This is a genomic window from Proteiniphilum sp., assembly GCF_034927365.1.
Classification (GTDB): Bacteria; Bacteroidota; Bacteroidia; order Bacteroidales; family Dysgonomonadaceae; genus Proteiniphilum.
In genome coordinates this window covers 217267-232162 of record NZ_JAYFQD010000005.1, presented here as the reverse complement: position 1 = coordinate 232162, position 14896 = coordinate 217267, and the positions used below count along the sequence as shown (strand labels likewise).

The window sequence follows — 14896 nt, the reverse complement described above, 5'->3', positions numbered from 1 at the left end:
ACGTGCATATCACATGGTAGAGCTTCAGAGCTACGAACTAAATAAGCAACTGATATTGATTTCCCAACTCGATGAAAATGAAAAGAAGCGTTCTGGCGAAAATCATCAACTCAAAGCTGACCAAAGAAAGAATGAAAGATTGATTTTATTGGATGGTAAAGTAAACTGAAAAAATGATAGAACTGATAAAAGGTGACATTACAAAAATAGAAGTGGATGCCATTGTAAACGCTGCAAACACGTCTTTACTCGGTGGTGGTGGAGTTGATGGTGCAATTCATAAAGCTGGTGGAAAAGCGATACTCGAAGATTGTCAAAAAATCCGAAGTAAACAAGGCGGTTGTAAAGTCGGTGAAGCTGTTATAACAACTGCCGGAAAACTTCCTGCAAAATTTGTTATTCATACTGTCGGACCTGTTTGGAACAACGGTAAGAATAATGAGGAAAATTTATTATCATCAGCATACCGGAACAGCCTTAAACTTGCATTAGAAAACTCAATACACACTATTTCATTTCCCAATATCAGCACAGGCATTTATAAGTTCCCTAAAACAAAAGCTGCTATAATCGCCATTCAAACTGTGTCTGATTTTTTAACTAAAACAGACAAAATAGAAAAGGTAATTTTTGTTTGTTTTGATGAAGAAAACTATAAAATTTATTCTGACCTTATAAAACAATGAAGCCCCGATTTTCGGGGCTCCATACTATAAAAACTCTTGTAATTTTTTAAAGGCTTTTTCTTGCTCTATTTCTTGATGCGGCTCTAACAAAACATTTAGCGGCTGTTTGTGATATTGCAGGAGTTGCTATTTTTGTTGAACTTGAAGTTATACTTGTACCTGCAGATAAAGCCACACTTGTCCCCATAGTTAAAGTCGCGCTCACTCCTATATCAACTTTTTCCGCCACTTGTGCCGGTACTCCTGCTTCCTATAACGCACGACTTGTAGTTGTGCTGGAGAATTCACCTGTTATCAATTGGTTTATTCCCGTACCTCCAACATCAGCTCCATGTAAAAAAGCACCTACTCCGTAAGGGGATCCACCAACCGCTGTCACTAATCCCGCAGTTCCTTCGGCTAAGCCTCCGATCACTTTTAACTCGACATCAATCCTCGCCATTGTTTTGGGATTATTTGCCATCCATTGTCTTAATCTAGACAGAATTCCTTTCATTCCGTCCGGATCTAAATAGTTGATCGGGTCATTAAAGCAATACACATACGGAGACTTCTCCGCCAGCGGATCCACCGTAAACCATCTGCCAAGTGCCACTTCGTAATGACGTGCTCCATAGTCATACATGTCCAGCCCGAACTCCCGGTCCAACTTCTTTCCGTTGTACTTGTACCGCTGAAACGGATTTGGATAGTTTTTGAACACGTATATAAATTCCTGTATTATAATCGGTTGAACACTTAACTTTCCCACTGCATCATGACTACAGATTATGGATATAATGTAAACAAGAAATGTTTCCCAAAGTTTCAATGCAACTGGATATACCCTGCTATTCGATGAAATCACCTACCAGCACCCCGGAAATACACCAGTAACTGAAACTATTGCCGGAGGGATCGCCCACGGGGATCGCCACTTTCAGTAGGTGTTCACCCGCTTTCAGATCGCCTACGGGAACATATACCGGATAACTCACTGTTCCGGGACACCAACCCGACCGGCTCAGGTCGGAAGAAGAAAGCCCGTTCGCGAAATTACCCGAAGCAGGGTTAAGTATACGATAGCTGCCGCAATCCTCCCGCCAGGGGGTATAAGCTATAATTCGATTGTTATCCAGAAAAATCTCGTTCAGTTTAGGATTGAATTCATCTCCTCCACCCCATCCACCATGTCCGGTGGATATATAGCGGATATAAGCGTTCTTTATATCCTTATCAACCTTAAAATTCACGGAGAGAGAATCGTTCCGAAAGAGATTGTCGGGATACGCCTGACCGACCATCTCCATAATATTAACGGTGGCAAAAAGCGGATATACCTCTTTCGCCTTGTTTGCCGATTGGGGATAATATTTTATGTTTAAAGTGACGTTATGACCGTCATGTGAATAATTACCGATCCAGGCCCCTACCCACACTTCACCCTTCAACCTGGAAGCATAGTCGGTAACCTCCTGCTTGAAAACAACAGAGTCGGGCCAGTTATAATCCGCCACTTCAATGTGATTATATCCGCGTACTCCAAACGAGGTGTAAAAACGCATCAACTCCAATGGGGGAAGATAATCGTCGGTAACCATCATCCCCTCATACTGTTTTCCGTCCTTGTCATGGTATAGGGGAAGGCTATCCCTGCCATGAAGGAGGCCGTCGAAAAAGGAACGTTCCCTTTCCATCGGGATTATGAAGATCGATCCGGTACGGTCGTAAGCATCACCTTCCGAATAGTGGGACAATTCGGCAAAGATGGCATAGCCTGCGTTCTCTTCAGGTAATTTCACTTTTTTCATCAGGATGGAACCGTTAGCGAACCGCAGCACTTTTCCTTCATCCAGACGGGTTACTTTGGGTATATCCCTGAAGTAAATACTCTCATGATCAAAGACGCTGACCGCGACCACACGACTTTGCTGAATCTTATAATTAAAAGCGGATGCTTTCATCTCAGAACCCTGCAATACAGGCTCCAAAGCTGTCTCTTGTTTAATAAGCTCTACTTCACTCGCCTCCGCCACAGTATTGCCGTTTCTGACCACTTTCAACACCACTCCTTCCGGAATAGCTACTCCCGGTTGTACGGAACCGTACATCCCCAGTTCATCCGTATACCATATCTCTAAAGTATTGGAGTTGATGATGGTCTTTGCTTTCTTGCATTTGTAACCGGCAACCGTTTCTGTCTCTTCCAAAAATTCAAGCCCCTGATTGAGCGTAAACGAACGGGTAGTGTAAATAGCTTCATCTCCTTTCAACAAAGCTGTTTTGATCTCTTTACTGCTATTATAATCGAGATAAGTCGACTGCACTGGTGCATCGGGATCCATCCTGTTGCTGACGGTAGTAATACGTGCCCAGCCACCGGACATCTCCATGACGGTCCTCGGACCGGAAGTACCCTCTCTCGATCCCATCGGATAGATAACCCTGATAGTTTTATACTCTTTCTTATTCTTTTTTATTACTGATGACTGATTTACATCCAAAGCATTTTTTTCACCCGGATTCAATTGTGCGGCTGCTACTTCCCATGTAGGAAATAATACGATTACAAGAAAGTCGGCTAAGAAGATAGATATAATACGGTTCATATGACTTTTTTTTCGAAGGATGAATAACCTTCATCCCTATTTTACCGTGCAAATGTAAGAAAAGATGATGCAAGTTCGATTTAAAGAGGTGATTTTTGATATATTTAGCCTATTTTTGTCAAACAAACGACAGCCATTTATAACAATGAAAGCAGCTATCCTATTGATCATATCCCTTTTTACGACAGTGGTATATGCCCAACAAAACGTCAATTACGACGAATCGAAAGTTCCTGTATATACGCTTCCCAAACTCCTCGAAGGAAGTAAGGGAGAGAAAATCAGCACCACAGAACAGTGGGAAAAGCAGAGAAGGCCTGAACTCCTGGAACTATTCACGTCTCAGGTATATGGTCGTACCCCAACCGGAAAGATCGACGTTACGTATGAAACAATGGTCGAAAATCCCAATGCCATGGGAGGCAAGGCTACCGGCAAGCAGGTAAAATTCACTTTCTCGAATGGAAAGAAAAAGATCGAAGCACTTTTATTGATCTACATACCCAATAACATAACGGGAAAAGTTCCTGTCTTTATAGGTTACAATTTCAAAGGAAATCATAGTACCACTTCAGATATAACCGTTCTTTATTCTCCTACTCTTCAACTGATAAAAGGTCCGGATCATCACGACAGGGAAAGAGGTACTCAGAAAAGCCGGTGGAACTATGATAAAATCATCGATCGGGGATACGCCGTAGCAACGATGTGTTATCATGATATTTTCCCCGATAGTCCGGAATTGAAAGAATATAGTATCCTCTCTCTCTTTCCGGGATATGGTCCGGAAGTCACTGTTCCCGACGAATGGCAGGCTATCGGCGCCTGGGCCTGGGGTTCAAGCCGCATAGTCGATTTCCTGGAAACAGAGGAAAAGATAGATGGTGATAAGATTGCCATCATGGGACATTCCCGCCAGGGGAAAGCAGCGCTTTGGGCAGGAGCGCAGGATGAGCGTTTCAAGATTGTAATTTCCAATAATTCCGGCTGTGGAGGAGCTGCCCTTTTCCGGAGGAAGTTCGGAGAAACCATCGCCGTGATCAATAAAAATTTTCCTCATTGGTTCTGCAATAATTTCCTGCAGTACAACGACAGGGATGAAGAACTACCCACAGACCAACATCAGCTTATTGCTTTGATGGCTCCCAGAAAAGTGTACGTGGCAAGTGCAGAAAACGACCTTTGGGCGGATCCCAGAGGAGAATTTCTATCAGCTTACCATGCCGGCAAAGTATATCAATTATACGGATTGAAAGCTATTGATTCCGATGAAATGCCGAAGATACATCAACCTATTATGGAAGATATCGGGTATCATATACGGGCAGGAGAGCATGACGTGATGGACTATGACTGGGAGTGTTACTTGAATTTCGCAGACAAGCACTTCAGAAATTAATTTATTTTGATTATCTTCGTTGCTCTATTCAATTCTTAAACTTCAACGACATTATGAAACAGATCTCACCGGTTATCCTTTTAGCAATTATTTTATTGGGCTGCTCGGGTAAAATCGAAAAAAAAATAACCCGTTATGTAAATCCTTTTTTAGGCACAGCCACGCTATGGGAGCCTGAAGATTTGGGATACGTACGCACCTGGAAACAACGCACCTGGGGTGCAGAAGTTTTCCCGGGGAGTTCACTGCCTAACGCCATGGTGCAATTGAGCCCTGTCACCCAGTTCCGAAGCGGCACGGGTTATCAGTACGAGGACACAGTGATCTACGGTTTTTCGCACACCAATAAAGGGCATTGGAATCTGTTGCATATCCCCCTGTTACCTTTCACCGGAGAGATCAAACCCGGAAATTACGCTTCCACCTTCAGCCATAAAAACGAATCGGCCCATCCGGGTTACTACCAGGTATTTCTCAAGACATACGGTATAGATGTGGAATTGACCTCCACATTACGTTGCGGCTTTCACCGCTATACCTATCCCAAAGGAGCAGACAAAAAACTTATTGCCGACATGACCCGGTCCAACAACCATGTGAAGGACTGGAGTATACAAAAAGTGGATGAATATACATTTTCCGGTTCTCAGGATGCCGAAGGAAAGATCTATTTCTATGCTGTATCCAACTATCCGGTAAAAGATATCCGGCAAGAGAAAGATAACAAGCACGAAGTTTCCATAGTGAGCTTCGGGGAGAACCGCAAGAAGGATCCGCTGGAACTCAGGATTGGATTTTCGTTTGTCAGCATTGAAAATGCAAAGATGAACCTGGAAAAGGAAATGCTGCACAAAAGCTTCAATCAGGTACGTGAAGAAGCCGATTCAACCTGGAATAAGTTGCTGTCGAACATCAAGGTATCCGGTGGTACCGAGCGTGAAAAAGGTATTTTCTATTCCACCCTCTATCGCTCATTCCTCTGGCCCGCCCTGCGGAGTGATGTGAATGGCGATTTCACCGATGCGCGAGGAGAGGTAGTCAATAAAGGATTCCGGTACTATACCCAACCTTCGTTCTGGGACGACTACCGCAATAAATTGGTGCTATTAGGTATGATATCACCCGATGTGACCATAGATGTGGTCAAATCGATCACCGACATGGGAGAGAAAAGAGGTGGTTATATGCCTACCTTCTTTCATGGTGACCATGCTTCGGTATTCGTGGCTGGCACTTACCTTCGGGGTATTACCGATTTTGATCTGGAACGAGCCTACAAGCTGCTGCTGAAGAATGCCACGGCTCCCGGTCGTGGCGGCAGACCTTACCTGAATGAGTACATCGAACGTGGCTGGATCGCGGAGAAGGATACCACCAACGTGCCTACATGGGATGAATACAAGGCAGCGGTCACAAAAACGGTAGAGTATGCCTATGATGATTATGCCACTGCCCTGATCGCAAAAAAACTGGGTGATAAGGAGAATTACTCGTTACTCATGGAACGCTCCAATAACTACAAAAATCTGTTTGACCCTTCCACCGGTTTTTGGAGAGGAAAGATCGACAACGGGAACTGGATTGAGGATTTTGATCCCTACTATCCCTACTTCGCCTATATGTACAGGGAAGCAAATGCATGGCAATCACTCTTCTTTGCTCCGCATGACCCGAAAGGGATGATCGCACTCTACCCTTCCTACAAGGCTGTGGAACAGAAGCTCGACTCCCTCTTCACCGAACCCTGGAGAGGATACGAAGCACATAACATGACCGGTTTTATAGGCAATTACTGCCATGGCAACCAGCCCGGCCACTCCATACCCTACACCTATTACTTTATCGACAGGCAAGAAAAAGCACAATGCGTGCTCGACAGTATCATGGACCGCTTCTACGATATGGGAGCCGAGAAGCTAGCCTATTCAGGTATGGACGATGCGGGTGAGATGTCGGCATGGTATGTGTTCAATGCCATCGGATTATATACATATTCACCGGCCGATCCGGAATACATCATCTCTGTCCCCCTGTTCGACGAGGTGAAGTTTTCTTTGGGTAACGGCAAGGAATTTACCATCAGAAAAGAGGGCAAAGGAAAGAAGATACAACAGATCAGATACGGCAACGAAACCATAAAAGGATGGTTTATTCAACACGATCAACTGGCAGAAGGTAAAGAACTGGTAATAACAACTGAATAACCTTGCCACCACTATCTCTATTTAACAATTAGGATATGAAGCAATTTGCGCTATTCATATTGAGTTGTTTAGTCGCGCCCGCAAGCCTGCAGGCGCAACAACTCAAAGGAGTTATTGTCAATAAAAAAGGGGAAACCATTCCGAACTCCACCATTTATATTTACGAAATTGCCAAAGGAATTACTGCTGATAATCTCGGTGAATTTCAGACTGCCCTCGAACCGGGTACTTATTCCTGTGAATTTCGTTCTCTCGGATATGAGAGCACCACGAAAAGCATCGTAATGGGAAAAGAAAATCAAAATATCCGTGTGGAACTCCAGGAAACATCCTATATGTTGAAAGAAGTGGTAGTATACGCTGACAAGAACAACGAAGATCCAGCCTACCGAATCATGCGAAAAGCGATTGCCCATGCTCCCTATTACCGGTATCAAATAAAGGAATATACCTCTGAAGCCTATATAAAGGGAAACCTTACCATCGACAAGATCCCGGGAATCCTTAAACGCACCATGAAAGTCAACACTATCGATTTCGATCTCAATTCCCTTATAGGAAAACCATTGGTGATGGAATCCAAAAGCAACATCCAGTTTACGTCGCCTGAAACTTACCAGCAGAATGTGATCGCACTGAAAAGCTCCATTCCCAAAGAGTTCAATGTGGACAAAGGGTTGAGCATCATGACCTCAAGTATCTACAACAACAAATTGAACGGGAAGATTTCCCCTCTCTCCTCCGATGCATTCAGGTTTTATACTTTCAAATTGGAGAATGTGGATTATCAACCCGACCATATCGTCAACAAGATCAAAGTAATTCCCAGAAAGAAAAATCCGGATCTTTTCTCGGGTTATATCTATATCCTGGAAGATACATGGAACGTATATATAGCCGACCTCGTTGCAAGCGAGCTGGGTACTACCACGCACTACCGCATCAATTACCATCAGGTACAATCGTCGGTCTACTTGCCCACCACCTATGATATGAGTGTGACAATAAATACGATGGGTGTGAAAGGATCGGGGAGGTATTATGCATCGATGAAATATAATTCGGTACAGGTCGATAAGACTCGGAATCCGACTTCCATCAAGGAAATGGAACTGTCTGATAAACAGGAAGATCGAAAAATATCACCTAAAGAGAAGAAGATATCGGACGAATTGGACAAATTGGCCCAAAAGGAAAAACTATCCAACAAAGAAGCCTATAAGATGTCGAAACTGATGAACCAGATGGTAGAACCGGAAGAGGTGAAAAAACAGCGGGAATCGCTCGAGATAAAAGATATCGAAAGGGTAAAGATGAAAGTGGATACCCTGGCATGGAGGAGGGACTCAACCTTTTGGACTAATATCCGGGAATTACCGCTTCGTTATGATGAGTTAAGAAGTTACCAGATTAGGGATTCATTGTCGGGTAACGACTCTATTAACTATACAGATAAAGATAGGAATGAGGTAGTATTATCAATTGGAGAAAACCCCAAAACGATGTTCGGAAAGATTACCCAGGGAGGTACCTGGAAAATGAATGAGGATCTTTCACTTCGTTACGGCGGGTTGATAGGAGGTTTTAAAGAGTACAATTTCGCCGACGGGTTTTGGCTGGGACAAACATTTTCCTTTAAGCGGACGATCGATAAAAACCGGAATTTCTCCGTTTCACCGTCGCTTTATTACACAACGGCACGGAAAGAATGGCTATGGCATGTTTCCACTTCGTTGAATTATGCACCCATGTCGCTCGGACGGTTTAATTTCTCCGCAGGACATATTTCCCGGGATGTGAACGGCGAAAATGGAGAGTCGAGATTGATGAACACGCTTACAGCTATCGATCTGGGGCAGAATTTCATCCGGTTTTATGACAGCCGTTATATCAAAGTCGACCATTCCATAGATATTGCCAATGGATTACATTTGAGTACTGGTACGGAAATTGATAAACGATCAGTCCTAAGTAACCGTACTTCGTTTAATTTTATCGGTAAGGATGTTCCTGAAAATATTCCTTCCGATGCAGCCTTATATCCCGAACATACAGCCACGGATTTTACGATAGAACTGTCCTACACGCCACGTTACCGTTACCGTGTAAGGGAAGGCAGGAAATGGTACGTCTCGACACAATACCCTACTTTCACGATTACATACAAAAAGGGGATCAATCCGTTTACCGATAGTGCTGCACCGTTGTACGAGCATATCTCCTCATCAATTTCCCAGACGGTAAAGATCTCCCCTTTCGAAGAGATGGATTACTTGTTTTCCGGTGGTGCATTTTTATCTTCCAAAAGATTATACCTGAATGACTTTCGTTATTTCAGAAATAACCAAATGCTGTTCACCGCATCCGAACTCAACCGCAGTTTCAACCTGCTGGATCCTTATACTGCTTCAGGAGAATGGTGGATAGAAGGACATCTGAACTATCAATCTCAATATCTCTTCTTGAAGAATCTATCTTTCCTCCAACGTTTCTCATTCGATGAAGCGGTTCATTTGCACGGATTATCTACCGAAAACAGGAAATTCTATCTGGAGGGGGGCTATTCCATTGGATTTTTAGGTTTGGGGAGAGTTGGAATTTTCACTGGTTTTACTGATAAAAAACTCGATCGTTTCGGCGTAAGAATAAGCTATCCGCTTTGGCGTATCATGGAAGAGCCACTCAAATAAACGCAGACAAAAAGACAAAACAGGGATAATATTACACTTCAATACATTTTTCAGTAGGAGTTTTATTTTGAATTGGATTTTTGTAATATTGCAGGGACCTTCATTCAGCTAATTCTGCCCCACTCGTAGCGGTTTCCACCCAGGCGGTCCAATTGTTGTTTCAATACCAGATGTTCCGGCTGTTCGAGTTGGGAATCTTTTTCAATCAGTTCTTCGGCGATCTCACGGGCACGGTAAAGAATATTGTTATCTCTTACCAGATCGGCGATCCTGAGGTCGAAAGGGATACCACTCTGCTGGGTTCCTTCCAGATCGCCCGGGCCGCGCAGCTTCAAATCGGCTTCAGCAATAACAAATCCATCATTACTTTCAGTCATGATCTCCATTCGCTTACGGGTATCGGATGAGATCTCATAGGGTGTGATCAGTACACAGTGGGATTGGTCGGCTCCCCGCCCTACCCGTCCACGTAACTGATGCAATTGGGAAAGGCCGAATCGTTGTGCGCTCTCAATTACCATTACGCTGGCATTAGGCACATTCACTCCCACTTCTATGACAGTAGTCGATACCATGATCTGTGATTCATTGGCCACAAACTGCCGCATCACCTCATCCTTTTCGGCCGACTTCATCCGTCCGTGCATCTTACAAACGGTAAATTCAGGGAAAGCCTCTTTGATATGCTGGTATCCTTCTTCAAGATTTTTCAGATCGAGTTTTTCACTCTCCTCAATCAACGGATAGACGATATATGCCTGCCGTCCCGTCCGGATCTGCTCCCGGATAAACTCATAGAGCGCACCCCGTTTCTTATCATACCGGTGAAGTGTCTGCACCGGCTTTCTGCCGGGCGGTAATTCGTCGATCACCGACACATCCAGATCACCATACACCGTCATCGCCAGCGTGCGGGGGATAGGAGTGGCTGTCATCACCAACACATGCGGAGGTTGGTTATTTTTTGTCCATAACTTAGCTCGTTGCGCTACCCCAAAACGGTGCTGTTCATCGATCACAACAAATCCAAGGTTACGGAACTGCACCGTGTCTTCAACCAGGGCATGGGTACCGATCAGGATATCGACTTCTCCCGATTGTAAACCGGCATGGATCCTTTCACGTTCCTTTTTCCTGGTGGAACCAGTCAACAACTCCACCTTCAAATTCATTCCTGAGAGCATCCGAGTAAAAGTCTCGAAATGTTGTGACGCCAGGATCTCGGTCGGTGCCATCAAACAGGATTGAAAGCCGTTATCGAGCGCTATTAGCATACACATAATCGCTACCAGCGTCTTACCACTACCTACATCTCCCTGCAACAGTCGATTCATCTGTTTTCCCGATGCCGTGTCTTTCCTAATCTCTTTGATCACTCGTTTCTGTGCATTGGTAAGCGGGAAAGGGAGTTTTTGCTGGTAAAATGAATTGAGATGACTACCCACTTTTTTGAAGATAAACCCGTTCAGTTTCCCTTTCCTTTCCGATGCATAACGGACAATATTAAGCTGGATATAAAAGAGTTCCTCAAACTTCAAACGAAACTCCGCATCACGTAGCAGAGGTGCTGATTTGGGGAAATGGACATTTTCTATCGCATCATGGAACGGCATCAACTTCGCCTCCTTTACTACATCGGGAGAAAGCGTCTCCGGCAGTGGTTGTTTTATCAGTCCGAAAGCATTTCCGATAATATTCTGCATCGCCCTGGAGTTGAGATAGTGGTTCTTCATCTTCTCCGTGGTGTTGTACATCGCCATCAACCCTTCGGGGCGATCCGACTCATTCATGAAGGGATCAAGTTCAGGATGAGCGATATTCCACTTGCCGTTGAACAGAGTGGGTTTACCGAACATTACATATTCCTGATTGAGCTTGTATTTTCCTTCGATAAAGCGTAGTCCCTGGAACCAGACCATATCTACGAAACCGGTTCCGTCGGTAAAATGGGCCACTAAGCGTCTGCTCCGCCCTTCACCAAAAGATTCGAAGGAGGTGATCCTTCCTTTCAACTGGATATAGGCTATCGAATTATTGATTTCATGGATATAATAGATCCGGCTCCTGTCGATATAGCGGTAGGGATACCACCTCAACAGGTCTCCCACCGTAAAAATATTGATCTCCTTATTGAGTATCTCTGCTCTCCTGGGACCAACGCCGGGAACATATTGTATTTCAGTCTGAAGGATGCTCATCTCCCCCTCTCTCAAATCACCACCCAAACAGTGGATATTGTCTCATGGTAGCATTCACCTTTTCACGTACAGCTGCAATTGTTACGTTATTCTCCGGGTTTGAGAGTACGGTATCGATCATTTCCACTACCTCTTCCATCAATTCCTCTTTTGCACCACGTGTGGTGATGGCTGGCGTACCGAACCGCAGTCCCGATGTCTGGAATGGAGAACGGCTGTCGAAAGGCACCATATTTTTGTTGACAGTGATATCGGCTTCCACCAATGCTCTCTCCCCTACCTTACCTGTCAGATCAGGGAATTTTGTACGCAAATCAACCAGAATAAGATGGTTATCCGTACCACCGGAAACGACCTTATATCCTTTATCGATGAACGCCTGTGCCATCCGGGCAGCGTTCTTCTTCACCTGTGCCTGATAAGTTTTGTATTCGGGTTGTAACGCTTCGTAAAATGAAACGGCTTTTGCGGCGATGACATGTTCCAGCGGACCGCCCTGCATCCCGGGGAATACGGCTGAGTCCAACAGGGCAGACATCATCTTCACCTCCCCTTTCGGTGTGGTGAGTCCCCATGGGTTTTCAAAATCTTTTTCCATCATGATCACGCCTCCACGTGGTCCGCGCAGGGTTTTATGTGTCGTAGATGTTACGATATGCGCATATTTTACCGGGTTATCGAGTAATCCAGCAGCAATCAATCCGGCGGGATGTGCCATGTCGACCATAAAAATAGCGCCGATTTCATCGGCCACTTTACGGATACGTGCATAATCCCACTCGCGGGAATAGGCGGACGCACCGGCCACAATCAGTTTGGGCCTCTCCCTGCGTGCGGCCTCTTCCAGTTGATCATAATCGACCTGTTGATTGTCTTCACGCACATTATACTCCACAGGGTGAAACATCAATCCCGAGAAATTGACAGGTGACCCGTGTGTCAGGTGACCACCGTGTGAAAGGTTCAAGCCAAGAAATTTATCACCGGCTTTCAGGCAAGCCAGGAATACAGCGGCATTGGCCTGTGCTCCCGAATGGGGTTGTACATTTGCCCATTCGGCACCGAACAGTTCTTTCAACCGGTCAATTGCCAGCTGTTCACTCATATCCACCACTTCACATCCGCCATAATAGCGTCTTCCGGGATAACCTTCCGCATATTTATTGGTCAGCACCGATCCCATCGCCTGCATCACCTGGTCACTCACAAAATTTTCGGAGGCAATCAATTCAATACCTTTCAACTGCCGCTCACGCTCTTTCACTATGATCTCTGCGATCTGCCTATCTTGATTCATTCAAATAAATTTTTTAAAACAACAGAATTAAGCACAAACTTAGGTAAAAAATCTGAGATTTTTTACCCATACAGATAAAAATCGGTGTAGAATTGAGTGAGGAAATAGAGGCAAAACAGAATAACTCACTATATTTGCATATTAGTGTTCAATCATCATTAGTCACCACTAAATTATCAAAAAAAATGAAAAGAACTATTTTTATCGTCATTCTGCTTGTTGCTCTGGCGGTTGAGTCAGCAGAAGCACAGGAATTGAATTATATCAATGTTTCGGTTGAGGCTGGAATAGCAGCCAACACAAGCCGTGATAAGAAATTTGGTATGGGGGGAACTATCGGCTGGCTTATGCGGGACAACCTCCTCTCTCTTAACCCTAACAACTATATCTCTCTGGGTGTGAAAGCCTTCAATAATCCCTATGGGGAAGGTAAATTCCTATCCAGCATCATGAATAAATCGGATGACGCATTCAACTACCTCATGCCATTGGCAGGTTTTCGTTTCACCCAGCAAGGCATTTCAGACGGATTTTTCGTAGAACCTCGTATTGGTGCAGTATTTGGAGCCAGCGGATACAGTGGGATCGCTTTCTCTCCCATAGCTGGTTATGCAGTGCAACATTTCAATTTCTCCCTATATTGTGATATGGGGTTTGGGAATAAAAATAGTGCCATACTCAAAAAGAATTTTTTCACTCCTGGTATTAGTATTGCATATAATATCAACTTAAACTGAGAAAAGGATCATGGATAAGAGCAGCAAGATATATGTTGCAGGTCATCGGGGATTGGTAGGATCTGCCATCTGGCAAAACTTACAATCGAAGGGATATGTTAACCTTATCGGTAAATCGCACTCGGAATTGGATTTACAGGATGCTTCCGCTGTGAAGTCATTCTTCGAGATTGAAAAACCGGAGTATGTCATCCTTGCGGCAGCACATGTAGGAGGCATTATTGCCAACAATACCTACCGGGCCGATTTCATTTATCGTAACCTGCAAATCCAGAATAATGTCATAGGAGAGAGTTTCCGTAACAATGTAAAGAAGCTGCTTTTTCTTGGCAGCACCTGCATCTACCCCCGGGAGGCACTGCAACCCATATCGGAGGAGGCATTACTTACCGGACCGTTAGAATATACCAATGAGCCTTACGCTATAGCTAAAATTGCAGGGTTAAAAATGTGCGAAAGTTTCAATATTCAGTATGCCACCAACTATATCGCGGTGATGCCCACCAATCTCTATGGTCCGAACGACAATTTCGATCTGGAGAAGAGCCATGTTCTGCCTGCCATGATCCGTAAGATTCATCTGGCGAAAGCATTGATGAACGGGGACTGGGAAACTATCCGTCAAGATATCAATAAGCGTCCGGTAGAGGGTATTTCCGGTAGCAATACGCAGCAAGATATAGAAAATATACTCCGGAAATATAGTATAAGCCATAATCGGATCGAATTATGGGGAACAGGGAAGCCGTTGCGGGAATTCCTCTGGAGTGAAGATATGGCCGATGCTTCCGTATATATTATGGAGAATGTAGATTTTCCGGAATTGGCAAAAGGAAAGACCGAGATACGGAATTGTCATATCAATATTGGCACGGGAAAGGAGATCAGCATCCATGCTCTTGCGGAACTGATCAAAAGAACAATCGGTTACACAGGGGAGATCACATTCGACAGCTCTAAACCCGACGGGACAATGAGAAAACTGACCGATGTCTCCAGGTTAAACGGACTGGGATGGCGCCATACCGTTGATATCGACGAAGGAGTAAAGAAGATGTACGGATGGTACATACATGAGTAAATAATAACATGACATG

General features: G+C 44.4%; 10 protein-coding genes. 6 read left to right on the top strand and 4 right to left on the bottom strand.

Annotation, left to right across the window (positions count from 1 at the left end; genetic code table 11):
• Positions 1-173 precede the first annotated feature (173 nt).
• Entirely contained in the window at positions 174-686 is a 513-nt protein-coding gene (locus VB073_RS03065) for an O-acetyl-ADP-ribose deacetylase (RefSeq protein WP_323402673.1), read from the top strand.
• A 250-nt stretch (positions 687-936) separates the two neighbouring features.
• On the opposite strand, the gene VB073_RS03060 is transcribed toward VB073_RS03065, so the two are convergent.
• Together VB073_RS03060 and VB073_RS03055 are read right to left on the bottom strand one after the other, a co-directional pair.
• A complete protein-coding gene (locus VB073_RS03060) occupies positions 937-1389 on the bottom strand; it encodes an RHS repeat-associated core domain-containing protein (RefSeq protein WP_323402672.1) in 453 nt (150 codons plus the stop codon).
• A 127-nt stretch (positions 1390-1516) separates the two neighbouring features.
• Positions 1517-3274, bottom strand: a complete 1758-nt coding sequence (locus VB073_RS03055; RefSeq protein WP_323402671.1) for a PNGase F N-terminal domain-containing protein — start codon at positions 3272-3274, stop codon at positions 1517-1519.
• 145 nt (positions 3275-3419) lie between these two features.
• Here VB073_RS03055 and VB073_RS03050 point away from each other — a divergent pair, with 145 nt between their 5' ends.
• From VB073_RS03050 to VB073_RS03040, 3 genes are read left to right on the top strand one after another with little or no spacing between them, the layout of a single operon-like run.
• Entirely contained in the window at positions 3420-4673 is a 1254-nt protein-coding gene (locus tag VB073_RS03050) for an acetylxylan esterase (protein ID WP_323402670.1), read from the top strand.
• A gap of 53 nt (positions 4674-4726) precedes the next feature.
• Positions 4727-6877: a GH92 family glycosyl hydrolase gene (locus VB073_RS03045; protein ID WP_323402669.1), complete on the top strand. Its 2151-nt coding sequence runs from the start codon at positions 4727-4729 to the stop codon at positions 6875-6877.
• Between the two features lie 35 nt (positions 6878-6912).
• Positions 6913-9567, top strand: a complete 2655-nt coding sequence (locus VB073_RS03040) for a DUF5686 family protein (protein WP_323402668.1) — start codon at positions 6913-6915, stop codon at positions 9565-9567.
• A gap of 104 nt (positions 9568-9671) precedes the next feature.
• Here VB073_RS03040 and recG read toward each other — a convergent pair whose 3' ends face one another.
• A complete protein-coding gene (recG, locus tag VB073_RS03035; RefSeq protein WP_323402667.1) occupies positions 9672-11765 on the bottom strand; it encodes an ATP-dependent DNA helicase RecG in 2094 nt (697 codons plus the stop codon).
• Positions 11766-11781: 16 nt separating this feature from the next.
• A complete protein-coding gene (gene glyA, locus VB073_RS03030) occupies positions 11782-13062 on the bottom strand; it encodes a serine hydroxymethyltransferase (RefSeq protein ID WP_323402666.1) in 1281 nt (426 codons plus the stop codon).
• A gap of 185 nt (positions 13063-13247) precedes the next feature.
• Between glyA and VB073_RS03025 the strand changes: the two genes are divergently transcribed.
• Both VB073_RS03025 and VB073_RS03020 read left to right on the top strand, forming a co-directional pair.
• On the top strand, positions 13248-13799 hold the full coding sequence (locus VB073_RS03025; RefSeq protein WP_323402665.1) for a hypothetical protein: 552 nt from the start codon (positions 13248-13250) through the stop codon (positions 13797-13799).
• A 10-nt stretch (positions 13800-13809) separates the two neighbouring features.
• Positions 13810-14880: a GDP-L-fucose synthase gene (locus tag VB073_RS03020; protein ID WP_323402664.1), complete on the top strand. Its 1071-nt coding sequence runs from the start codon at positions 13810-13812 to the stop codon at positions 14878-14880.
• Positions 14881-14896 lie beyond the last annotated feature (16 nt).

Bases quoted from the DNA above. Each gene is read 5' to 3' on its own strand.
- VB073_RS03040 (WP_323402668.1), top strand. From the start codon at position 6,913: ATGAAGCAATTTGCGCTATTCATATTGAGTTGTTTAGTCGCGCCCGCA.
- glyA (WP_323402666.1), bottom strand. From the start codon at position 13,062: ATGAATCAAGATAGGCAGATCGCAGAGATCATAGTGAAAGAGCGTGAG.
- VB073_RS03050 (WP_323402670.1), top strand. From the start codon at position 3,420: ATGAAAGCAGCTATCCTATTGATCATATCCCTTTTTACGACAGTGGTA.
- recG (WP_323402667.1), bottom strand. From the start codon at position 11,765: ATGAGCATCCTTCAGACTGAAATACAATATGTTCCCGGCGTTGGTCCC.
- VB073_RS03065 (WP_323402673.1), top strand. From the start codon at position 174: ATGATAGAACTGATAAAAGGTGACATTACAAAAATAGAAGTGGATGCC.
- VB073_RS03020 (WP_323402664.1), top strand. From the start codon at position 13,810: ATGGATAAGAGCAGCAAGATATATGTTGCAGGTCATCGGGGATTGGTA.
- VB073_RS03045 (WP_323402669.1), top strand. From the start codon at position 4,727: ATGAAACAGATCTCACCGGTTATCCTTTTAGCAATTATTTTATTGGGC.
- VB073_RS03025 (WP_323402665.1), top strand. From the start codon at position 13,248: ATGAAAAGAACTATTTTTATCGTCATTCTGCTTGTTGCTCTGGCGGTT.
- VB073_RS03055 (WP_323402671.1), bottom strand. From the start codon at position 3,274: ATGAACCGTATTATATCTATCTTCTTAGCCGACTTTCTTGTAATCGTA.